Raw genomic sequence first — 23,298 nt, 5'->3', positions numbered from 1 at the left:
ATTAAAAAGCACTGATTTGATAGCATTCACTTTCAAAATCAGTGCTTTTTTAGGCGTAATATTAAATTACATCCTATTCCTCTTTTGACTTTTACTAAATATAGTTTGCAATTTAGCTTGAACTCTAACCTTTGGACTTTAGACTAAAACTAACTGCACTCTAGTAGACCGAGGTTTTCTAGTAGATTCATTATATTTAATATGATACTTTTTCAAGTACCTAGCCACCAGCACTCCCAAAGACACTACCAAAAGGTTAGATATAATCTAGCTTTTGCGTAGTAAGTGTTGGTTTGACAATCAATCTTGATTAACTGTCTGATTATATATTAACCATTATCATAAATAATATGTATTTAATTTAAATTTTTTTATTTTTAATTAATCAATTTTGCCATCAAAGTTCTGATCTAAATTTACTAAATTAGGATTTTTATTTATATCTGGTTTGTTTAATCCAATCGTTCCGTCATTATCACTATCTAATTTTGAAAATGCTTCAGTATATTTTTCAAAAGCTTCTAAATCACTCATAATAACTTCATAGTTTGCTTCTTTGAACGTAGTAAATCCGTCTCCGCCTTGTGCTAAAAATATATTAGCTACAGTATTTATCTTCATATCATCTGTTACTTGTGTTTTATTTTCATCTTTTAAGTTTATGCTATCTACTTTTACAACCCAATTACCATTAACAAGTTCTGGATGCCATTTATATGTAAATCCTTCTACTTGTAACATTCTTGGCCTGTTGTATTTTCCTTGTTGCATACCAATTACCCAATCATGTATATTCTGAGTTTCTAAAATCGTTTTTAATTGTGTCCCACTTAATAGAAGCTTTGTTAAATCATTTCCAAATGGTTGTATTGTGTAAACATCTTCATATGTTACATCACCTTGTTGTAAATCAGCTCTTACTCCACCTATATTCATCATTGATATCTGAACATCTTCACCTTTTTCTTTAGCTGCCCATAGTTGAGCATCTGCTATCATTCTTCCAAGTTCCGATTCTCCATTTGCGCCTTCTATATTTCTTGAAATAAATTCTTCTGCGAAACCTACTTTTCTTTCAAGTAAAGGTTTAACATCTTCCCTTGCTTTTTGAACCATAAGTGTGACAGCTTTATCTGCTGATATATTTTTAGGGTCTATTGGTAATATTTCTGATTTTGAAGATACTACATCTCCACTTTCTTTATCTATAACTAAATCTATATCACTTATATTAGTAGATTTAGAATACGCTTGAGTTACTACTATATCATCTTTTCCTTCTCTTTTTACAACTGAGTTTGCAAACTGATGATTATCAGCTGCCATTATTACATCAACCTCATCATTTACCTTTTGAGATATATCATATATATCGCTACTACCCTCTAAGTCTACAAGCTTTCCTGTGTCTTTATCTGTTAGTGCTGGCACATGAGATAATACTATTATAGTTTTCACACCTTGTTGTTGAAGCTCTTTAGTATATTTATCTATAGCACTAACCTCATCTATAAAGTCCACATCTTTTATACCTGCAGGTACAACTTTTCTTGCAGTATCTGTTGTTACTATACCTATTACACCTACTTTTACCCCATCAAATTCTTTTATAGTATATGGGCTTAGTATTGGCTCTCCTTTTTTTACTTCCTTATTTCCAAACTTCATATCTTTATTTGCTACAACGTTAGCTGTTACCCAATTAAAGCTTTGAGATCCTTCCCAATTAAGTCCTGATGAGTGAGTTCCACCTTGTATTACCCTAGCTAATTCACTTGTTCCTTCATCATATTCATGATTTCCCGTAGTCACTACATCTACATTCATTTCTTTCATTATCTCTAAAGTTGGTTGATCTTGTTTTAATGCTGTAACAGCAGGACTTCCTCCTACTGCATCTCCAGCTGAGAGTGTAAGTGTATTTTTATTTTCACTTTGTAATTTTTTTAAATACGCTGATAAATTATCTATACCTCCACCCAATTTAGAATCTACATCAAATTGCCCATGTAAATCATTAAACGATAACAATTGAACATCTACCGTATTTTTATCACTTTCTCCTTTACTTAAATCATAAGCATAAGTAGCCATTTCATTGTCCAAATCTTTTACTTTTTTCACACTCAGTATATCATTTAAATAAATTTCTCCATTTTTATGAGAATTAAATAAAACTTTAGCATTTGCTTTTACTGGCTTGATTTTCCAGTTATTATCTTTCGAAGGAGTTATTTTTCCTGTTTCTTTTATGTAATCCATTACTGCTTGTCTATTTTCATCAGGAGATGAGTAAACTACTTGTGCATCTTTAATTCCAGGGAAAGTTCCACTTGCTCTATAGTTATTAGTAACTACTAAAAATTCTTGATCTGTATCTAGGTTTTTACCATTGTATTTTAAATTTGATATTCTTTGTGAATCTTGATTTATAGTATTTCCATTACTGTCATATTTAGCTTTTTTAGTTACATCTATTTCATATGTAAGACCTTCTATAGAATCAAAGTTATATGATCTATATGCAGGATTAAACAATTGCTGATCTTCGTTTGAGGTAGGATTTATTGTGTTATACATACCACTTGTCATTTCTAACCATTCTTTTATTTGTGCTCCATTTATCTTTAATATACTTATAGTATTATCATATACATACAAGTTTGATAAGTCTTTTATTTTAAGTTCTCCCGATTTTATATCTACATAGTTAGTTGCATCATTGAATTCTCGTCCTCCTGCTTTAAATGGAGCTGCTGCAGATAATATAGGTAAATCTTTATATTGTTTAAGTTCATCTTGTCCTTGTTCTATTTTGTTTTTAGCATACCACTTTTGAGCTTGTGCTACTAATTCAACTGATTCATTATCTGATACTAGTGAAAAGAAACTATTTAACTCTTTAGTGGTTTCTCCTACAGGCTTATTTATAAATTCTATTGTAGCTTCATGTGCTTTTTTCAAATCTTTATTTTCAGTTATAATCGGATTATTTTCTGGCTTTAATTCTTTTACATTTTTCCTTGATATCTTACTTTCTTTATCATTAACAACCCAAGTTTTTCCCTTTTGTTCCAATTTTAAATCAACTATTCCTAACTCTTTTCCCCAGTTAGCAGGCTGTATAATTTGAACTCCATTCATTTCTGTTTGTGTTGTTGAATGCGAGTGACCTGCTACAACAACATCTAAACCTTTTACTTTTGTTAATTGATATGCAGCATTTTCAGAGTTCATTATATGCTCATCACTCTCACCTGTTCCAGTGTGTGCTAAAGCTATTACTATATCAACATTATGTTTTTCTTTCAATTCTTTGGTTATTTTCTCAACTGAAGTTTTCATATCTTCAACTTTAACTTTACCTTGTAAGTTTTTCTTGTCCCAATTTAAGATTTGAGGTGGCACAACTCCAGTTATACCTATTTTAACTTTTTGTTTTTTACCATTTGAATCTATTACTGTTTCATTTATTATATTATATGGGTTGAATATATTCTTCCCATTGTTATCTAAAACGTTTGCATTAACAATATTTGTTCTCATTACATTTTTCTTTGTTATTTGTTTTAAGAAATCAAGTCCATAATTAAATTCATGATTCCCTAATGTAGTTGCATCATAACCTAATATATCTAACGCTTCGTATACAGGGTATTTCTCTCCTGGTTTAACTTTTGTTTCTTCATTCATTGCATATACTGTGGATAATGGGTTCCCTTGTATTACATCTCCATTATCTACTAATATTGAGTTGTCTATATTTTTGTTTTTTGTATCTTTATCTACTTCTTTTTTTGACTTTTCGATTATAGTTGATAATCTTGATAATCCCATATTAGGATCTTGTTTATCTGTAAAATAATCATGATCCATTATATTAGCATGTAAATCAGTTGTAGCCATTATTCGAAAATCAACAGTTGAATTTTCCTTTTTTGCAGCTTCTGCAACTGTTGGTTGCATAATTGGTGCTATAACTCCTGCTGATATAGCTATTGCTGCTAGTCTTTTTACTCCCTTTTTATAACTCATAATATCTCCCCTTTATAAAAACATTTCATTTAAATTTCACTATTATCCTATCAAATTGTTATAATAATATCAATATAATTTTATTTTAATAAGTTTAAAATATATTATTTTAAGCTTCATATAAAAATAAAAAGCACTGATTTGACAGCATTTGCTTTCAAAATCAGTGCTTTTTTAGGAGTAATATTAATTACATCCTATTCTCTTTTGACTTTTATTAAATATAATTGGCAATTTAGCTTTGATTCTAACCTTTGGACTTTAGACTAAAACTAACTGCGCTAATAGACCGAGATTATCTATTAGATTTATCATATTTAATATGATACTTTTTCAAGCACCAAGCCACCATCACTCCCAAAGACACTACCAAAAGGTTAGATTTTATCTAGCTTTTGCATAGTAAGCGTTGGTTTGACAATCAACCTTAATTAACTGTCTGATTATATATTAACCATTTCATTAAATTATATACACATAATTTAAGTTTTTTAATTTTTATCATATTTAATATATAATTAATTATACTACTACATAGAATTTACATTTTTAGATTTATTTGCATTAAATTTTTTATATAAGAATTCAACTGTCTTTATTACTATATATCCAATAACTAATATAGCTATTATAACTTGAACATATAAAAACGCTCTAACTGTACTCTCTAGTGGAGATCCTACCTTACCTAGATATTTTGCATATCTCTGAGATGCAACAACACTTATTCCAAGTGGGAAAGTAAGTGGTGCAAGACCTGGAGAATAAGGTAGTTTTATAAGTTTTGGAAGTATTGTATACCCATATAAAAGCGACACGTATGAAACAGCTGCTAAAATACTTACAAACATAGCATTTGGCTTATCTGCAATTGCAAAATAAGCTGCTAAACATATATTTGCTGGAGCTACCATTATCATTAAAGTTGGAACTTTTGGTCCAGATAGCTTTTCCATATATAAAAGTCTGTATATCATAATAGGGAATAATACTATAAATGCTACAAGTGAATAATAAAATAATACTTTAGAAATTCCTGGCATATTCATAGGTTTACTTGTAACAGCTGCTAGTCCAATTCCTACAGTCGGTATAAACCAACTTGGAATCATATTTTCCATTTTGAAATCTTTAATCATATAAACTGCAAATATTATAAAAGTTAAAAAATGCAACACTGTTGCTCCTAACCATAATCCACTAGCTATTGTTGGATTTATCTCAACTAAATAAACTGCTACTAGCATAAGTGTCATAAATATAGTTGGATAAATACTTCCAGCCATTGGATGCTTTATCTCATTCATTACTTTATTTGGATGTAATATTAACTTTATTAATAAAAATCCTATACATAATATTGAAAATATTACAGCTAGATGACGTACCCAAGTTACGTTAAACTCAAGTAATGCTGTGGATATACTCATAAATCCAAGTGCAATCCCAGCTATTGCAACAGGCATGTCTTCAAAGTTTGACTTAACCTCTCTATTTTTAGCTTCCATATGTACACCTACTTATTTTAATTTTCCATCATCTATTAACTTTTCAGCTATATAAGCTGCAACTTCTCCTGTTATTTTAATACAGTGTGCTTTTCTTTCTGGTGATTGGAACTCAAAGTTTCTAGTCATCACTCTACAGCAAGTACTTTTATATAATTCTTTTATTCTATCGTGTAAATCAGCAGCATGTTTAAACATATCTTCATGCATTTCTTCTCCATGACATCGACCATATACCATTCCCAATGCCATAACGCCCCCACTTACAGCACCACAAAGGCATCCTGATTTACCTATACCAATTGGAAATCCTGAAGCTAACTTTGTAACTTCATCAGTAAATGGTTTTCCTAATTCATCATTTATAGTTTTTACAACTGCCTCTGAACAGAAAAATTCACCTCTTTCAAAATATCCTTCTGCTATACTTCTTATTTCTGACACTCTTTGATCTTTATTCACAAATTTCTCCTCCATTATACATTATTTTTATAATTTACACATTTATTATAATTTTTAATTTATTTTTTGTACAATCGATATTTTCTATATATAGTGGGTATCTTATAGATTATAACTATTAACTTAGTATAATTTTTAAAAGGGTGTGATTTTTTGATTTTTAATATTAAAGAAAGTGGAAAGTTAGCTATTGATAAAATGCTTAACGATTGTAAACAGCAATCTTTTAGAATTTACATACGTAGAGTAAGCAATTGACTTGGTCCTGTATTTGATATAGCTCTGGATGATGCTACTAAATTAGATTTGGTTTTTAAATACGATAATTATAATATAGTTATAAACAAAGAATTAGCTAAAAAAATTAATTCTATTGAAATTTTCTTTGAAAAAGGCATTAGCAAAAGTGGTTTTAGGGTTTTAACAGATATTTGTTGGAAATTCGAATATAGGTTTAAAGATTGGGCTAAAAATTCAACTAATATACAAATACCTATAATATAAGTTAAAATATAAAAAAGCTAATTTAATTAAATTAGCTTTTTTATATTTTAACTTTGTATACTTTTTCTAAAGTTTGCCTAAACCTGTCTAAAGACATATTTCCACCTTTATATTGAACTATAGAGTCTAAAAAATATGATTCGTAATTATTTTGATCTTCTAAATATAGTAGAATACCATTAATGGATAGTCTATATATTGAAGCAATGTAAAAAATAGTATCCGATTCTCTTCTTAAAAGATTTGAGTCTTGCTTTTTGTAGTTAGCATGACATCTATTAAATATCCCACTTAAAACTTCACTATCAAATTTAAGAGTTTTTTCCATAGATACCTTGTCATATTCACACGAAATAATTTTTTTGATAACTATATCTAAATCATTTTGAACTCTAATTAAATCTTTAACAGATGACATTACATGTTCGCCCGGTTGTGCAAAACTAATTGTAGTACATAATAAGGTTAGAATTAGCGTTAGTACAAATGTTTTTTTCATTGTGATAAAAACTCCTTTTTAATATATACTACAATTAGATTTCTCATAAATTCAAAATATATTCTTACTTAGTATAATTTTAAACTTTTCTATATGTTTAATATTTCATTTTCAATATTAATAATTTCTGCATCTGTATTTGTTTCTATAAAATTTATTATATTTTCTTTATTACTATAACAAACACTCTGGTCTAAAGATATTCCAATTATGCCTATTGTAACAAGTTGATGTACATCTTGGTTTTCAATTTCAGCTACAGAAATATTAAATTTATTTTTAAGCTTACTTGTTATACTCTTTACTACCATTCTTTTTTCTTTTAAAGAATGTACCCAAACAGCCCTTAAATCAATTTTTAAAATGTATATTTTCATATAAGCCCACCTTTCTTAGGTTAAATATATATTGTATATTATTATGTTTAATTAAAGTTAAAATTCATATGCATTTAAATAACTTTAGGAATAATTATCAAAATAAAATTTAAAACCAAAATAAATAAAAATATAGCTATATACCTTTTTTTATACATAGCTAATATAGCTATATACTCTCTAATGATTGCATTTGGTAAAAAATATTTGGCAGTTTTGCTTCCAATTCCTTGACTTTTTAGACCTGCTAACTTCGCATAGATCCCAGCTCTAAGTAAGTGATAGTTATTTGTAACAAATATACTATTATAAGAAGATGGATTTAAATCTTCCATTATTCTCTTAGAAAACTTCATATTTTCAAACGTACTTATAGATTTTTCTTCTACTATAGTATCTTCTTCTGGTATCCCTTTTTCTATAGCATACTTTTGCATTCCTAATGCTTCTGATATTTTTTCATCTGACCCTTGTCCTCCAGAAAATATAATTTTAGGTGGATTGGAGACAATAGCTTGCTTATTGTAAAATTCTATAGCCTTATCAATGCGACTAGCAAGTAATGGAGGAACCTTATCTCCTATTAATCTGCTCCCTAAAACTATAATAAAGTCTTGATTTAATTTAGGTTTGTTAAATTGATAAATAAATAATGACATTAAGAAATTGATTACGTCAAATACACAATATATACCTATAAAATAAAACCCATTTAAAAACATTATAATATCTGGAGGCAAAAATCTATCAATAATAATAATATTGATTATTAAATATACAATAAGGCCTAATCCCAAAAATAGTGTTAGTAAATTTGATACAGACTTTTGTTCACGTTTCATGACAATCCTTGCATTCCAAAGTGATACTATTATTAATGCATATATTCCAAATAAAAATATAATAAGTAAAACTGCCAGTAATCCCCATCCCATTAACTCTAAAGTAAAATTATTTGATCCTAATCCTATAATCACAAGAGTAGTTAATGTAACAAATAAAAATATATTAAATAAGAAGCCCGTTAATAATCTTCTTCTTTCATAGAAATATGAAAGAAAAAATATTAACAAAGTTATTATACTGAGCTTTAAAATTGAGATATACTGAATATCTTTATAAAAAGCTTCTAAAAAATTAATCATAGTCTATCCCCTTTCTGGGTAACCTTTCGAAATATATACTATATAATACACACATTCACTTAAATTAAATTTAATATAATCTTAACTAAACCTTAAATTTATAAATTTTTTTCATATCAATTAATTTTAATATATTATTTTCATTAATAAAAAAAGTAACTATATCAAATAGCTACTTTTTTATTTTTTTGAATATCTTAGAACTACAATCCCTTCGTCCGTTACATACTCATCTAAGTGTAAGTCTATTTTAGGATTATTCTCTAAAAATAATTTTCTGCCTTTACCTAATATTGTAGGGATAATTCCTATTATATATTCATCTATAGTATCAGCCTTTATAAATGGATCAATAGCTTTACCTCCTCCAAATAAAAATATGTTTTTCCCATTTTTTTCTTTTTCTTTCTCAATTATTTTTACTATATCTCCTTTTATAAAATGTATGTTTTCATAATCTTTTAATTCTTTAGATGTTGCAATATATATTTTTTTATTTTTAAAATCTTTATGAAAGTTTTGATCATAACAATTCTTCCCCATTACTACTACATCTATAGTATCTATAAATTCATTAAAATCCCACTTTTTATCTGTATCTAAACTTTTATCCCCATCTCCAACTATCCAGTCAAATCCACCATCTTCAGATGCTATATATCCATCAATACTTATAGCTAAGTTTAAAATTAATTTTCTATTCATTATATTTTTCCTCACTGTATTGTTTTATTTATTGTTTACTCATTTAAATCCTTGATACAATTTTATTATAAACTATAATAGTTAACAACTTATGGTTTATTTTATAGATCTTATATAAATTTATTATGAACTTTTACATATTTTATACAAATGATATTCAGTAAGTGAGATTATAGTAAACATCAAAACAGTAAATGACATTATTGATATTAAAATTTTATTACCAATATTAATATTAAATGTATCTATAATAAAAAAATATATAGTATATAAAACCCCTGATATTATACACACCTTCCCTGAATATTCATTACCTTCTTTCCAATAATAACTATTTCTTTTAGAAATTACAGACTTATATCCAAATCCATTAGGATACTCACCTGATAAGTATCTAATGGCAATACCAATCATTACTATACCTAGATGGTATATATCGTTTGGATAATATGCTTTGATCATCAAAGCCCTCCTCTCTTACCTCCAAATGTATGTATATTCAAGTTTTTAACAAATTATCCTTTATTTTTCAATTAATGCAAATCTATATATTTTACAAGCTTTATGTGTAATCTAACTTCATTTTCCTTAATTTTACACTAGAATTGCTTTATTTTTTTATGTAATATTGTCTAAGTCTATAAAATCTAAGGCGGTGTTTAACATGGAAAAAGTAGTTAGTGAGACAAAAAAAGAATTTAAAAATGCCCCTATTTATAACTCAAATATCTTAAATAAAAATCTTAATAATAATTCTACGGTTTATATAAGTGTAAAAAACAAATTTTTTATAAGCTTAACTATTTCTATATTATGGACTTTATTAGCAATTAGATTATCTGAACCTTGGATTAATGATTTATCTATTATGCTTAATTACTTTTGGTCTGTATTTATAATAAGTGGAATTGCTCTCGTACCTGGTTTTATGAACATATTTTTAATAGTCAGTTTATTGTTAGACAAACAGCCTAAATTGAATAATTGTAATGCAGATGATGATGTGACACTTTTGATCTCGGCTTTCAATGAGGAGATTGGCATTTTTAATACTTTAAAATACGTTAAAAAGCAAAACTATAATGGAAGTATACACACAATAGTAATTGACAATAATTCCAATGATAACACTAGCTTAGAAGTAAAAAGAGCTATGAAAGAACTAAATATGGATATATTGTTATTATCTGAACCTACTCCTGGAAAATTCAACGCACTTAACTATGGGTTGAAGCATGTAAATACAGAGTTTGTAATAACATTAGATGCTGATACCTTAATTCATAAAAATGCTATAAGAAACCTTGTTGGAAGAATAAAAACTTCATCAGATGAAGTTTGTGCTGTTGCTGGTTCAATGCTTGTTCGAAATAGTAGAGATAATTGGTTGTCTAAAATCCAAGAATGGGATTACTTCTTAAGTATATCGTCTATTAAAAGAATGCAAGGATTATATCAAGGAACGCTAGTTGCACAAGGGGCATTCTCCTTATATAAAACTGAAGTTGTGTCTGAACTAGGAGGTTGGTCGGATGCTATAGGAGAAGATATAGTTCTTACATGGAAGATGCTTGCTAAAAACAAAAAGGTATATTTTGAACCTATGGCAATAGCATTTACAGATGTTCCAATAAAGTTTTCACACTTCATAAAGCAACGTTCAAGATGGGCTAGAGGTATGATTGAAGGTCTTAGAGAAGTTAAACCATGGAAACAACCCTCTATGTTTTCTAAATTTTTAACTGGAATAGATTTAATAATTCCATATATGGACCTTAGTTATACATTTTTCTGGATTCCAGGCTTAATTTTAGCTCTATTTTGGGGTAACTACGCTATAGTTGGACCTATGATGTTATTAGTATTGCCTCTTACTTTTATAAGTTTCGGTATACTATACTATTACCAATCTAATGTAGTTTTTAAAAACTTAAACCTGAAAGTTAGAAAAAATTTAATTGGATTTCTTTTATTTATTTTATGCTATCAAATTATCATGTCTCCAGTTTCTTTATATGGATATATTCAGGAGTTATTTGGAGCAAAAAGAGTTTGGAAATAATTTTAAAATTAAAATGCCGCCCATAAACTCTTATAGGCGGCTTAAATATATTTTATAGGTATACCATATATATTTTTCTAAAAAATTTTTAGTTTTAAACTTTTATTAATTCATATTCTTTATCACCCATTCCCATTTCATGTGCATAGTCTACAACTCTCATTCCATTAACCCCTGGATGTGCATGTTTAAATACATCATGTTTCATTTCGGCACATACCAAATCATAGCAAGCTTTATCAAGTGCAACTGGATCTTTAGATGCAAGTATTCCTATATCGTGAGATATAGGTCTTCCTGACCATGGAACACAATCACAAAGTGGAGTTACATTCATAATAAATGTTATAAATCCTACTTTATCTTTTTTGTTGCTAATAGCTCCATACGCATATTCAGCCATTTTTTCTACAAATATATCAGAGTCAGTTTCCCACTGTATAGTTACAGCTCTAGTTGGACATACAGTTGGACACTCTCCACATCCATAGCAAATTTCATGATTTATTTTAGCTTTCTTTTCTTCTATGTTTATAGCGCCTACTGGACAAGATTTAACGCATTTACTGCATCCAATACACTTATCCTTATCTACACCTGGTTTTGCATCTGAATGTTGCATTTGTTTTCCTGGTGCGCTTGCACATCCCATAGCTAAATTTTTAAGAGCACCTCCAAATCCAGCCATCTCATGCCCCTTAAAATGACTCATTACAATCATTGAATGAGAATTGTATATTTCTCCACCAATTTTTACTTTGTCAAAATGCTTTTGATTAATTTCTACATCTACTGAATTTCTACTATACAGACCATCTGCTATAATTATTGGAGCATTTACGACCGCATAAGCAAACCCATTTTCAATAGCCGTTGTTATATGATCTACTGAATTTGTTCTACTCCCTGAATAAAGAGTGTTTGTGTCTGTTAAAAATGGTTTTCCACCATGTTCTTTTACTTTGTCAACTACTTGTCTAACAGCAACAGGACTCATATATGTAGTATTTCCTTTTTCCCCAAAATGCAACTTAATAGCTACTTGCTCATTTTCACTTATAAATTCTCTAAAGCCAGCCCTTTCAAATAATTTTTTTACATTGTTCGGTAAGTTTCTACTTTTTGAATCTGAATATAAACTACAATAGTAAACCTTTGACATTTCCATTTAATTACCTCTCTTTTTTAACTTTATATCTTTAAATATAGACTAATACTTAGGATTTAATTCTACTATAGGTTCAGATTTAAATTTTTAGTTTATATTTTTTAGAATCTTACAGTGATTTCTAAATATCTCTAATTTATTTTCTCTTTTTATTGTTTTTCATAAGTTTAATTTTACTTATAAAAACTTTCATATTATTTATAATAATGTAAACAAAAATACTGTATCAAAATGTTTTTGTTATCAACGACTATAACTTTTTAGCTATATTCTTATTGATCATAATTTTGATACAGTCTAATTATATTGTTTCTATTTTTCCATAAGATTTAACATGTTTATAACTAATTTTGCAGAATTGTTTGAAGCTATGATTTCAAATTCTTTATATGCTATTGCCGCATTATCATCTGCATTGTCAGAAATGCTTCTTACTATTAAAAATGGTACATTATTTATATCAGATACATGTGCTATTGCTGCGCCTTCCATCTCTACACAATATGGACTATAATCGTTTATTAATCTATATTTTAAGTCCGTATCAGCTATAAATGCATCTCCTGTTATCATTCTTCCAATATGACAATTATGGCCATTTAAATCACTATTTTTATATGCTTTAAGTGCTATATTTTTAAGGTCTTCATCTGAATTAAAATATTGCTTAAATGGAAAACAGTTCTTCATCTGAATTGGCCTAACATCATGATATGTAATATCGTCTGAAATAACTATATCCCCAAGTTTTACATTCTCATTTAAGCTTCCTGCTATTCCAGTATTAATTATTTTCTTTACATTAAATTTATCTATTAATATTTGAGTACAACTTGAAGCATTTACTTTTCCAACACTACAACTTGTAACTACAACATCTAACTCTTTATACTTACATATATAAAAATCAAATCCTGCATACTTCTCTTTTCTTTCTATGAACATATTATCCTTTATAGATTGTATTTCGATACTAGTTGATCCAATTATACCAATCATTTAACTCTATCTCCTCATTTTCAATTAATATATTATAGTCATATATAATATTACTTACGTTGAATCGTTCTAAATCTTTAGATAAAGTAAAGTTATTTTAATTTTACAAATATGTTATATTAAGGTTAATTATAGCACACTGTCCTTATTTTTTATCTAAATTGCAAAAATAATTTAGTAAAATTTTATTTAACTTAACATTAAAAATAGTTGCTATATCTCTTTAAAAAGGTCGTAATTCAAATTTAATCTATAGATTTAGATTTTTTAAGAGTATACATTATCGTTAATATTGCAAAGCACTTATTTTTCTTCAAATAATTCAAAATAGTCTTCACGCTTTATAGAGTAAATTAAATGCTCCATTTCCTTTTTGTCGTAGATTTTTATATATTTATCTACTTGCTTCATATTTAACCTTTTAGCCACATTTTTAGAATTTATATTATTGGTTCTTATTTGTGCTATAACTTCATCTGAATTTAATTCATTGAAAGCATACCTTATACACGCTTTTGCTGATTCTGTTGCATATCCTTTATTCCAAAATTCCTTTTTTAGAATATATGCAATGCCTATAAATTTTTCTCCATCTATGTTTTCAATTAAAGGTCCTGCAAGGCCAACCGTTTTCCCCGACATTTTTTCAGTTACTAAAAAATAACTATATCCCTCATTTTTATATCTTTTTATATTTTCATCTATCCAATTCTCAACCTCTTCGTCTGAAAAAGATTTTTCCCATGCATACATTACCTCAATATCTTGAAGTATACTTGCAACCTCTGCATAATCTCCTTTTAAAATTTTTCTAAATAATAATCTATCCGTTTTCAAAAAAACATTTTCCATATACCCACCCCATATACACATTTATGTTTTCAAAACATTATGTCTGTATTTTCATATATATATCAACAATAATCCTCTTATTTTTTAAGCACTAAGTCTATTATACAATATTTTTCGAATATTTTCTGTTATTTTGCATAATTTCGTTTGTTTTTATTTATTTTAACATTTACATTTATGTAAATTCACTTATTTTTGTGAAAATTATTAAAACAAAATATCCATAGCAAATTTTAAGCTATGGATATTTTTTATCTTAGTTTATTGTTTTTTATTTCTTTTTGAATGTTTTTTAAAGCTTTTTTAGAACCTCTTTTAATATCTTTTTCTAATTTTCTGTTTTCATATGAAATAAATAAGCTATTGATATCATAACCATCCGGATATAGCTGTGATGCTTTTAAATATAGACTTATTTTCTTTGTATTCATTTTAATAAATTCATCTTTGTATAAAACTTCTACGTTGTTAAACTTATCGGCTTCTTTATGAATAATTGCATAATCATCTTGTTCTAATAGAAAGACCTTATCACCTATGCTATAATCATTTTTTATTATATACGTTTCTTCTACTTCATCCTTTTGTTCTATTTTGCTTCTCTTAACTAATTCTAAATTATATTGTTTTTCATTAATATATAACTCAGCTCTACTTAAAACTTTATCTCTTATTCCCATTTTTTTTGAAATGAATAGTGCATTACTATCTTCAGATTTACCTATTACTAATTTGTATAAAGGTTCTAACGTTTCTTTATCAAATAGCATTCCTGCATTTTCAAATTCTGGGTGCATATCAGCAAAATTTTTAATCTCGCCATAATGAGTAGATGCAAGCAATATGCATCCCATATGATAAAACTCTTCTAATATTGATATAGCTAGCGAAGCTCCTTCATTCGGTTCTGTTCCGCTTCCTATTTCATCAAATAGTACCAATGTAGACTTATTACTAGAGTTCATAATTTCTGCGATGTTTTTTATATGCGATGAAAATGTACTAAGGGCATTTTCTATACTTTGATTATCTCCTATATCAACAAATATATTTTCAAATACACTAATTTCAGTATCACCTTCTGCACTTATGTCAAATCCACACTGAGCTATTAATGTAAGTAATCCTACTGTTTTTAGTGATAATGTTTTGCCTCCTGCATTTGGGCCTGTTATTATTAAACTTCTATAGTCTTTCCCTATTTCAAAATCAAGAGGAACAACCATTCCTTTTAGAAGAGGATGTTTTCCTTTTATTATTTTTATATACCCTTTATTATTTACCAATGGTGTTACACATTTATTATTTAAACTGTATTTAGCTTTTGCAAAAACCATATCATACTCACCTATGATTTCAACATTCAGCTTAATTTCATCTAATTTTTCAAATATTAACTCTGTTAAATATGATAATATTTTGTATTCTTCTATACTTTCCTCTGCTCTTAAACTAATTAGTTCTAAACTAAATTTAGATACATTATTAGGTTCTATAAAAACTGTAGTTCCTTTTGATGATGAGTCTAAAATTGTTCCATCAACTTCATTTTTATATGAAGACTTTATAGGTATAACATATCTATCATTTCTCTTTGAAATTATAAATTCTTGAATATACCTTTTATTATTACTAGATGTTAAAAACTTATTTAATCTTTCTTTTATCTTATCTTCATATACTTCAATGTTTCTTCTTATTTTTTTTAATTCTTTAGAAGCGTTAGAATCAACTTTATTTCCTTTTATACTGTAGTTTATCTCATTTTCTATAAAGTCGCACTCAGCTATATTGACTGAATATGAACTTAATGTAGGTGCGTAAAATTCTTTTTCATTCATAAACTGTTTGATTTTTTTGCACCCTCTTAAAAAGTCATCTACTTTTATAAGTTCCAATGGATCTAAAACCATACCTTTTTCAGCTTTTTCAATAATTGAGTATATATTAAATAGCCCCTCTAAAGGTATATGATTACTATTTAAAAGTACATTTTTAGCTTCCTTATTTTCATTTAATCTTCTTTTTACGACGCTTAAATTCTTGCTTGGACTTAATTTATCTATGAGATCTTTACCTAGAGAACTAACACAATGAACTTTTACCATTTCTTTAAACTCATTTAGCTGTAATTTTTCTAAAGTCATTTTATTCATTTGTAATACCTCCTAGGTTTAAATCACCATTATCTTTATCAGTTTCTTTTTTTATTTTTGATATTATTTTTCTTATACTAGATTCAGATAAATTATATATGTTTACTATTTCATCAATTGAGTAACCTTGTTTATATAACTTAAATATGCTTTTATTTATAGTATATATAGCTTCTCTAGCTCCATTTTTTCGTCCCCATGGTATTTTTTCATTATTATCTATAGGTATATAAATTACATCACCTTGAATGTATTGTTGTATTTGTTGTAGTAAATCTTGAGGTAATATATTTTTTGCATTTTTATATTTCAATTTTATAATCTCCTTTATTTTTAAGTTGTACATTCTTCAAACTTAACAAATAAGGAGTCCATCTATTTGTAACTCCTTATTTGTTAAGAAGTACAACTCCCAGCTCTTTATAATTATTATTTTTCATAATTTACTCTCCTTCTATATTTTCTTTAATATATATTATTTCATATAACATATATTAGTTCAATGTAAAAAATAACTATAATTAAACTTTCCAATTTAGTAAAAAAGAATCTAAGCAAATCTTACTTTTGTATGCTTAGATTCTTAACTATATATTATTTATTTTATACTTCTCCTGTTAAAAAACTTTCTAGACTCGTTTTATTCTCTATTATTTTTTCTAATTTTTTTCCGTATTTATCTCCATAGGCATCAACTAATTCGGATTTTTTATATGTAATAGTTGATCCGTCATCTAATTCTAAATTTATAATATCTACATTTTTTATAAGAGAAAATAAAACCATTGAATTTTTTATCATTACATCTGAAAACGGAAGAGTAATTGTTTCATTTGTGCTTATAATAATTTGAGACTCTTCAAATCCTTTATACTTTAATGTAATTTCATAAGGTTCTTCTCCAGTTTTTAATTCAAATCCTTGTAGATTATCACTTGCAAGTAAATAGTTAGAAATATTTCCAACAGCACTATTATCTCCTATATTAGAACCTTTATATTTTAATAGTTTTTCAACTTTTTCTCCTAGTGTTATTTCACTTTGTTCTTTATTATCTTGACTACACCCAATTATACTGAATACTCCAATCAATATTATAAATAATAATACTCTCAATTTTAAACGTGTATACTTCACTTGCACCCCTCCCTAAATTCGCTCTAAGTACTAATGATTATACATAATTAGGTAACTAATTTTAATATTTGTTACCACACTGTAACTAATCTTTTTACAGCTTAATAATACTTTTTAAAATTTATAAAAATCAAAGTAAATTATTATTATTAATATATTCGTATTTTTAATTAATATTATTAATTTCATTTATTCAAACAAATAAAAAACTATGGACTATTTTAGACCATAGTTTTTTATTTAAATAATTTTTTTTGCTAAAATCGTAAATCCAATTTGTATAACACTATATAGCATATTTATAATTACCATTATTGAAAATGAATTAAATTTTTTATTATTTTTATATAATGTGTATGCCGAAACAAAAATAAAAGATGGTATAAAAATTATAATTGCATAAGGTAAACTATAGTTTTGAATTCCTGAAAGTAATATTGCAGTTATAGATGTTATCATAAATTTATTGTCTGTTGCCTGCCCTATAAGTTTACTAACTATAACTATTAATATAGACTCAACTATTGGTCCTATAATAACAGCTACTAAAAAGCCCCATCCAAATGACATAGTCCCTGAAAATTCTAACCCCATGTATGTGTTAGAATAAATTTTGAAAAAATCAAAAGGTACTGTACAGACTAATGCTACTAGTATAGATAAGGCTATGAATTTACCTTCACTTAAGTTGTTTATATAATCTAAAATTTTCTTCATAATTCCCTCCTTACTCTATTTTAGCATTAATTAATAATATTACAAATATATATTAAACTTATTATTTACTCTATTTAATTGATATTGATTAGAATAACTATACTTACATGTTGATAGTTAAATTTTATATTGTGTTGTAAAATGCATTTTGAATTAATTTATTTAAAAGAAAAAATCCGAGTTAATTAACTATACTCGGATTTTTTCTTTTAAGAATTTTTCTTTTCTAAACAGCTCTCAGGGTTTATATATATAACTTCCCACTTACCATTCTTATTTTTCTTGTAGTCAGCTATTTTTATATCATATCCATTAGTTAGTTGATAGAAAAGCACATAGTAATGATTTCCATCTTTGTCTTTAAAATATACTTTTTTCTCATAACCATCTTGTTTTACCTTTACGTCCCCTGATACTAAAGAACACCAATCTCTATATTTAATCTCTACTACTAGTTTAGCATCATAGTTCCAACCATGATATGGTGCACATAAATAATTCTCAGGTGCATACTGCATATCTTTTATCTTGTAAACTCCATTTTCTTTGTTAAGATAAATATATCCATAATAGTAAGCAAAAACACCTTTCTTTTCATTGGTTCCTTCTATTATTTCTAATTCAACAAAGTATTTTAAATCTGTTTTATTATTTTCATCACTAGGCAACTTATTAAGTTTAATTAAATTTATATGAAGCTTATTTTCAAATGATTTTAAATACTCTTCATAGCTATGACCTTGCTTATATGAATTCGATAAAAAGTTATATGCAACAGGGTAAGGTCCTCTTGTATCTCCTAATGATCCACATCCTGTATGGTTATCTTCAGTTGGATTTGCAGCTTCTCTTAAAACACTAAAATAATTTATTATCGTATCTTCTGGAGTTTTTAAAAGGTTGTTTGGTATCTTTAAATTTACATCTTTACTACCATACATATTATAAAGTGAACTTTCGTCTTTATCATTTAAAACTGGAAGTTTAGATGGTCTGAAAAATCTCTCTATAATATTTTCTTCGTCATAATTTTTTGTTCTTTTATCACTTTTTACTTCGCATTGTTTTAACTTACATCCACCTAAAATCAGGTCTTGTGTGTTAACTTCATTTGCATTTGACACTATTGTGCTTCCCATTAAAGCCACTAAAATTAAAATTGTAATTTTTGTCTTTAGCATAATTAGTCTCCTTTTAGTTTTAGTAGTTTTATTATTCTCATTTTATAATTAAATAACTCGTTTTTTGTATTTTTAATTTTTTTGATACACTAATTTAATATAATATATTTTTCTATTTATAAATAAAAGCTATAGTTTTATAAGTTATAAAACTATAGCTTTTATTTTAATTTAAAACAAAATAATTAAAGTGCTTTTTCTATTATTTTGCGACTTATATTTAATCCTAAATCTCCTCTTTCTGATAAATTAGTCATTCCATGACATTCAAGAGAATTTACAACAGTATCTACATCTTCTTTCTTAAGTCCATATACTGATAAATGAGTTGGCATATCTAAGCTTTCAAAAAACTCACGAGTTTTTCTTATCGCTAGATCTATTTTTTCATCATCACTACCTTCTTTTATATTCCATACGCGCTCAGCATATTGAATTAGTTTAGATCCTTTCTCATTTCTTCTAACCTCCCAAAGTGCCGGAAGTATAGCTGCTAAGGTTTTAGCATGATCTATTCCATATAAAGCCGTTAATTCATGTCCTATTTTATGTGTTGTCCAATCTTGAGGAACTCCTGCAGCTATAAGACCATTAAGTCCCATCGTTGCACACCAAACTAAGTTCGCTCTTAAATCATAGTCTGTTGGATTATCTATAGTGTCTCTTCCAATTTCTATTAAAGTCTTTAATATTCCTTCTGATGTTCTATCTTGGAATCTTGCGTCAACAGAATATGTAGCATATTGTTCTAATACATGTATATATGTATCTACTACGCCATTAGCTACTTGTGTCTTAGGTAAAGTAAATGTCAGTGTTGGGTCTAAGATTGAAAATGTAGGGAATGATAAAGGACTTCTAACAGAGAACTTACCTCCATTGTAAGAAATAACTGCTCCTCCATTCATTTCTGATCCAGTTGCTGGAAGTGTAACTATTGTTCCTATAGGTAACCCCTTAGAAACCGGAACAGGATTAAAACCATAGTTTAATAAATCAGTTTTGTCTTCACCGTCATAGTTAGCTGCTAAATTTACAAACTTAGTTCCGTCCATTACTGAACCACCGCCAACCGCTAATAAAAAATCTATATTTTCTTTTTTAACTATTTCTGCCGCTTTTATTAATGTTTCATATTTAGGATTTGGTTCTATACCCGAAAATTCAAATATTTCACGACCTTTTAAAGCACCTTTTACCTTATCTAAAGTTCCAAACTTTTTAATGCTTCCTCCTCCATAAAGGATTAAAACTCTTGAATCCTCTGGTATAAGTGAATTTAATTCTTCTATTTTATCTTTTCCAAATACTATTTTAGTTGGATTGTGAAAAGTAAAGTCTAACATTGTTGATCAACTCCTTATTGTATATATCTATATATATAATACCATATTTTCCTATTTTATTTTGTAACATTAAATTGACAGTAATCTTAGAATCATAAAATGGATACTTTAAATATTTAAAGTATCCATTTTATATGCTTATCCTGAATTAGCTATTAGTATTTTTATTTTTCAACTTATAATTTTTTATAATTTTAAGTAGGAAATATCCTAAAAATAATACTGTATATATACTTAACTTAATTATCTCAATCTCATCATCATTAAGAAGGGCAAGTACTATATGTACATATGCTAAAAAGTAAAATGGATATGCCCACCTTTGAACCTTTTTCCAATCTGCATATGACATTTTTGACCTAATATTTTTAAATGAAGTTATAAATAGTGGTATCATTATTATAAATGCTATTAATCCAACTATCAAATATACTATGTAAAGTGTTGTTATTGGCTTATGAACTAATATTTTATTAACAAAACGTACTAGATACATTATTCCATGTGGAAGTAAAAGTATACACCCTAGTATAGCAGATTCAGCTCTTATGCTTAATAACTTTTTTGTTAATTTCCACTTAGGATTTAATGCTCCTGCAAACATTACCAATAAGAAAAATGCTATTGATACATTTCCTTTCATAAAAGCTTTTTCTAATTCACCTATAAATCCTTGCATTTTTGTATCGCTTATTAACCTATAAATTTCATAAATTATTGTAATCGATGCTATAGCCGTAGCTACACTATAAAAAATTTTAGAATGCTTTTTTATACTTTTTGTATAAATTAGTGCGAGCGCTGCTGTAAATATTAATGAATAAACTAATCTCATACTCATTCTCCTTTTATTTTTAGAATTTTTATCAATTCGTATTTTATATCATTTTATAATGATAATTAATTTCATTAATATTCTATGCTATTAATATTTTTTTGTCAATGATTTTTTAATACTCAAAAGACCCCTATATCGCAATTTACGACATAGGGGTCTTTTGAGTATTTATTATTTACCTGTACTTCCAAATCCACCAGTTCTTAATTCACCAGTTTCAAAGTCGTCTCCGTCTGCTAAAAGTATTGGCATGAATATAGCTTGTCCTATACCATCACCTACTTTAACTTCCCATGATTTTTTTCCTCTATTAACTAACTTTATAAAATAATGACCTTCATTAGATTCACAATTATAATAGTCACCATCCCCTATACCTACAGTATTTGCTAATTGTATTTGATATTTAAATCCCATTCCACTTCTTGGAAATAATGCTAGCATTTCTCCAACTTGCATATATGCTTTAAAACCAGTTGGAATTACTATATCTTCTCCTGGTTCCAATGTAAAATTCAATGTACTTTTTATATCATATCCTGCAGCAAATTTTGTTGCTCTATTAGGTAATGTTAACTCTTCATATGCTATATCTGCATTTGCTTCTTCAAATTCTGCTTTACTTACTTTTTCAAATCCTCTTACTTTCATTATGTTTCTCCTTTAAAAATATCTTTGATACTTATAATAACATATCTATTTTTGTATAACAAATCAAAAACAGATATATTATTAGTTTTTTATATAAGTGAATTGAGTTTCATTATAATTTGAGCAAAGTATTTATCATCATCAACTTTTTTAGGAATATAAAAGTCATATTTTATAAACACCTCTGTATCTAAATTATTATTTTTATTAAAATGTTTATTCATCAACATCAAATACTTTTCTAATTCATCTAAATCACCATAAAAATTGGTGGATACAAATTCACCAGCGACTACTTTCTCTAATAAATCTAAATTTTCATCTTTATATTTTTTTGTTATATATTTATTTTTTTCTTCTTCTTTTAAAAATAGAATACTTTCATCTTCTATTATTTTTTCATTATTAATAACATTATACAAAGTATAGTAACATTCTTCATTCATGCATTTTAAATTTTCATCCAAATATTCTACATATTTTATGCTGTTTTCCTTTTCTAGCATCTTCTTTATCTCAACACCATAAAATTTATATGTACTCTCATATATACTTATTTTATTAAAATCATACTCATTTTCATAATTTTCTATAGTTTTTATTATTTTATTTAAATTTTTTAATTGAGCATGTTTTTTCTTTAACTCTTCAATCTTTTCTTCTATCATACTTTCTTGCTTTGTAATTAACTCTTTATATTCACAAAGTTCTTCACTTTCTATAGTTTCTTTTATATCAGATAAAGATATATCTAAATCTTTTGTTAAAAGAATTAAATTCAATTGATCTAAATGTTTTTGAGAATAACATCTATAGCCATTTTGTTTATTTATATCAGGCTTTAAAATCCCTAAATTGTCATAATACCTTAATGTGTCTTTACTTATTCCGAATAACTTACTTACTTGTCCTGTTGAAAGTTTCATAATATCACCTCAAAAATAATTATAGCCTAT

General features: G+C 27.0%; 22 protein-coding genes. 2 read left to right on the top strand and 20 right to left on the bottom strand.

Annotated features, from left to right (window positions below):
- Positions 1-381 precede the first annotated feature (381 nt).
- The 3 genes from GFJ41_RS02850 to GFJ41_RS02840 all read right to left on the bottom strand — a co-directional run bounded on the left by GFJ41_RS02850 (position 382) and on the right by GFJ41_RS02840 (position 6,005).
- On the bottom strand, positions 382-4,035 hold the full coding sequence (locus GFJ41_RS02850; protein WP_170074550.1) for a bifunctional 2',3'-cyclic-nucleotide 2'-phosphodiesterase/3'-nucleotidase: 3,654 nt from the start codon (positions 4,033-4,035) through the stop codon (positions 382-384).
- 530 nt (positions 4,036-4,565) lie between these two features.
- The gene (locus GFJ41_RS02845; RefSeq protein ID WP_170074549.1) at positions 4,566-5,543 is read right to left on the bottom strand and encodes a TDT family transporter; all 978 of its coding nucleotides are present in this window, start codon (positions 5,541-5,543) and stop codon (positions 4,566-4,568) included.
- Positions 5,544-5,555: 12 nt separating this feature from the next.
- On the bottom strand, positions 5,556-6,005 hold the full coding sequence (locus GFJ41_RS02840; RefSeq protein ID WP_263349039.1) for a C-GCAxxG-C-C family protein: 450 nt from the start codon (positions 6,003-6,005) through the stop codon (positions 5,556-5,558).
- Positions 6,006-6,311: 306 nt separating this feature from the next.
- Here GFJ41_RS02840 and GFJ41_RS02835 point away from each other — a divergent pair, with 306 nt between their 5' ends.
- Positions 6,312-6,509 (top strand): hypothetical protein, encoded by a 198-nt coding sequence (locus tag GFJ41_RS02835; RefSeq protein ID WP_170074547.1) that lies wholly within the window; start codon positions 6,312-6,314, stop codon positions 6,507-6,509.
- A gap of 40 nt (positions 6,510-6,549) precedes the next feature.
- Here GFJ41_RS02835 and GFJ41_RS02830 read toward each other — a convergent pair whose 3' ends face one another.
- The 5 genes from GFJ41_RS02830 to GFJ41_RS02810 form a co-directional block, all read right to left on the bottom strand.
- A complete protein-coding gene (locus GFJ41_RS02830; protein WP_170074546.1) occupies positions 6,550-7,008 on the bottom strand; it encodes a hypothetical protein in 459 nt (152 codons plus the stop codon).
- Between the two features lie 89 nt (positions 7,009-7,097).
- Entirely contained in the window at positions 7,098-7,385 is a 288-nt protein-coding gene (locus GFJ41_RS02825) for a DUF503 domain-containing protein (RefSeq protein ID WP_035116486.1), read from the bottom strand.
- Positions 7,386-7,459: 74 nt separating this feature from the next.
- On the bottom strand, positions 7,460-8,530 hold the full coding sequence (locus GFJ41_RS02820; RefSeq protein ID WP_170074545.1) for a YdcF family protein: 1,071 nt from the start codon (positions 8,528-8,530) through the stop codon (positions 7,460-7,462).
- A gap of 180 nt (positions 8,531-8,710) precedes the next feature.
- Complete coding sequence (locus GFJ41_RS02815; RefSeq protein ID WP_170074544.1) at positions 8,711-9,235, bottom strand: dihydrofolate reductase family protein; 525 nt, start codon at positions 9,233-9,235, stop codon at positions 8,711-8,713.
- A 123-nt stretch (positions 9,236-9,358) separates the two neighbouring features.
- Positions 9,359-9,697, bottom strand: a complete 339-nt coding sequence (locus GFJ41_RS02810; RefSeq protein WP_170074543.1) for an SdpI family protein — start codon at positions 9,695-9,697, stop codon at positions 9,359-9,361.
- Positions 9,698-9,899: 202 nt separating this feature from the next.
- Here GFJ41_RS02810 and GFJ41_RS02805 point away from each other — a divergent pair, with 202 nt between their 5' ends.
- Positions 9,900-11,297: a glycosyltransferase family 2 protein gene (locus tag GFJ41_RS02805; protein ID WP_170074542.1), complete on the top strand. Its 1,398-nt coding sequence runs from the start codon at positions 9,900-9,902 to the stop codon at positions 11,295-11,297.
- A 94-nt stretch (positions 11,298-11,391) separates the two neighbouring features.
- On the opposite strand, the gene GFJ41_RS02800 is transcribed toward GFJ41_RS02805, so the two are convergent.
- The 12 genes from GFJ41_RS02800 to GFJ41_RS02745 form a co-directional block, all read right to left on the bottom strand.
- Positions 11,392-12,465 carry a DUF362 domain-containing protein gene (locus tag GFJ41_RS02800; protein WP_170074541.1) on the bottom strand — a complete coding sequence of 358 codons (1,074 nt, stop codon included), beginning with the start codon at positions 12,463-12,465 and terminating at the stop codon, positions 11,392-11,394.
- A 312-nt stretch (positions 12,466-12,777) separates the two neighbouring features.
- Positions 12,778-13,464, bottom strand: coding sequence for a 5'-methylthioadenosine/adenosylhomocysteine nucleosidase (locus tag GFJ41_RS02795; protein WP_170074540.1), 687 nt, complete (start codon positions 13,462-13,464; stop codon positions 12,778-12,780).
- Positions 13,465-13,767: 303 nt separating this feature from the next.
- On the bottom strand, positions 13,768-14,316 hold the full coding sequence (locus GFJ41_RS02790; protein ID WP_035116491.1) for a GNAT family N-acetyltransferase: 549 nt from the start codon (positions 14,314-14,316) through the stop codon (positions 13,768-13,770).
- A 251-nt stretch (positions 14,317-14,567) separates the two neighbouring features.
- Complete coding sequence (locus GFJ41_RS02785; protein ID WP_170074539.1) at positions 14,568-16,472, bottom strand: endonuclease MutS2; 1,905 nt, start codon at positions 16,470-16,472, stop codon at positions 14,568-14,570.
- Positions 16,465-16,785 (bottom strand): CD3324 family protein, encoded by a 321-nt coding sequence (locus GFJ41_RS02780; RefSeq protein ID WP_170074538.1) that lies wholly within the window; start codon positions 16,783-16,785, stop codon positions 16,465-16,467. Before GFJ41_RS02780 ends, GFJ41_RS02785 begins: the two co-directional genes overlap by 8 nt.
- A 290-nt stretch (positions 16,786-17,075) precedes the next feature.
- Positions 17,076-17,609 carry a DUF4825 domain-containing protein gene (locus GFJ41_RS02775; RefSeq protein ID WP_052169171.1) on the bottom strand — a complete coding sequence of 178 codons (534 nt, stop codon included), beginning with the start codon at positions 17,607-17,609 and terminating at the stop codon, positions 17,076-17,078.
- A gap of 240 nt (positions 17,610-17,849) precedes the next feature.
- The gene (locus GFJ41_RS02770) at positions 17,850-18,326 is read right to left on the bottom strand and encodes a hypothetical protein (RefSeq protein ID WP_035116493.1); all 477 of its coding nucleotides are present in this window, start codon (positions 18,324-18,326) and stop codon (positions 17,850-17,852) included.
- Between the two features lie 209 nt (positions 18,327-18,535).
- On the bottom strand, positions 18,536-19,507 hold the full coding sequence (locus tag GFJ41_RS02765; protein ID WP_052169172.1) for a hypothetical protein: 972 nt from the start codon (positions 19,505-19,507) through the stop codon (positions 18,536-18,538).
- A gap of 185 nt (positions 19,508-19,692) precedes the next feature.
- Positions 19,693-20,853, bottom strand: a complete 1,161-nt coding sequence (locus GFJ41_RS02760) for an iron-containing alcohol dehydrogenase (RefSeq protein WP_170074537.1) — start codon at positions 20,851-20,853, stop codon at positions 19,693-19,695.
- 148 nt (positions 20,854-21,001) lie between these two features.
- The gene (locus GFJ41_RS02755) at positions 21,002-21,688 is read right to left on the bottom strand and encodes a ferric reductase-like transmembrane domain-containing protein (RefSeq protein WP_035116495.1); all 687 of its coding nucleotides are present in this window, start codon (positions 21,686-21,688) and stop codon (positions 21,002-21,004) included.
- A gap of 174 nt (positions 21,689-21,862) precedes the next feature.
- Complete coding sequence (locus tag GFJ41_RS02750) at positions 21,863-22,342, bottom strand: dCTP deaminase/dUTPase family protein (protein WP_035116496.1); 480 nt, start codon at positions 22,340-22,342, stop codon at positions 21,863-21,865.
- Positions 22,343-22,431: 89 nt separating this feature from the next.
- Positions 22,432-23,268, bottom strand: coding sequence for a MerR family transcriptional regulator (locus GFJ41_RS02745; protein WP_170074536.1), 837 nt, complete (start codon positions 23,266-23,268; stop codon positions 22,432-22,434).
- Positions 23,269-23,298: the final 30 nt, after the last annotated feature.

It is taken from the genome of Paraclostridium dentum (assembly GCF_012922555.1).
GTDB classification, from domain to species: Bacteria; Bacillota; Clostridia; order Peptostreptococcales; family Peptostreptococcaceae; genus Paraclostridium; species Paraclostridium dentum.
The sequence above is the reverse complement of the archived record's forward strand: the minus strand, read 5'-3'. Positions and strand labels throughout refer to the sequence as shown.